We start from the raw sequence: 1,185 nt of genomic DNA, 5'->3' as shown, positions 1-1,185 counted from the left end.
CAATGATTGAGCTGTACGAAGCTTATGCTGACTACAAAGACATTATGAAGCTGACTGAAGAGCTTATTGCGCATATCGCTCAAGAAGTTCTTGGTACTACATCGATTCCTTACGGAGATTATGTGGTTGATCTGGCTGTTGGCTGGAGACGTGTCTCCATGGTTGATGCGGTTAAAGAAGTTAAAGGTGTAGATTTCGGTGTTCAAATGACGAACGAGGAAGCGCATCGCTTAGCCAAAGAGCATAACGTGAAAGTAGAGCCGCATATGACATTTGGTCATATTTTGAACCAATTCTTTGAGACGTTTGTAGAAGAGACGCTGATACAGCCAACTTTTATTTATGGACATCCTTTAGAAATTTCACCGCTTGCCAAAAAGAACCCGGAAGATCCGCGCTTCACAGATCGCTTCGAGCTCTTTATCGTTGCTCGTGAGCATGCGAATGCATTTACTGAGCTTAACGATCCTATCGATCAAAGAGAGCGTTTTGAGGCTCAACTTCGTGAGAAAGAGCAAGGGAATGATGAAGCTCATGAGATGGATGAGGACTTCATTCGTGCATTGGAATACGGCATGCCGCCAACAGGTGGTTTAGGAATAGGAATCGACCGTTTGGTTATGCTATTGACCAATGCCCCATCTATTCGCGATGTACTGTTGTTCCCGCTTATGCGTGAGCGTCAAGGAGAATAATGGAACCATTTCGGGGCATCTTAAGGTGCCTCGAATTTTTTTGTCGAAAGTACTTGCATTGTCTGTAGCGTCTGTGGTATCTTATAAAAGTTGCCGCTGAGGACAACGAGGAAATAATTGAAAACAACTTAAAAAATAAGTTGCAAACAAAAACTCAGTATGGTATATTGGTCTTCCGGCTTTCGAAAGAGAGCGGGTAGGACAAGAGTCCTTGATCTTTGAAAACTGAACAACGAGTGAGTAAGCACGGACGAGAAATCGTTCAAAATAAGAGATGAATAATCTCGCTAGCAAGTCAATGAGCTTTTAAGCTTTCAGATATTCGGACAAGCAATTGTCCACTATTATGGAGAGTTTGATCCTGGCTCAGGACGAACGCTGGCGGCGTGCCTAATACATGCAAGTCGAGCGGAGCACTTCGGTGCTTAGCGGCGGACGGGTGAGTAACACGTAGGTAACCTGCCTATAAGACTGGGATAACTATCGGAAA

1 protein-coding gene and 1 rRNA gene are annotated in these 1,185 nt (G+C 44.1%); both read left to right on the top strand.

Going from position 1 to position 1,185, the window contains the following annotated elements:
- A partial coding sequence (locus AC1DUA_RS38440; protein WP_477504691.1) for an amino acid--tRNA ligase-related protein occupies positions 1-695 on the top strand: 695 nt, incomplete at its 5' end.
- 343 nt (positions 696-1,038) lie between these two features.
- Positions 1,039-1,185 (top strand): 16S ribosomal RNA (locus AC1DUA_RS38435); the annotation flags it as partial.

It is taken from the genome of Paenibacillus sp. 01T422 (assembly GCF_056398785.1).
This window is presented reverse-complemented; position numbering and strand designations above follow the sequence as displayed.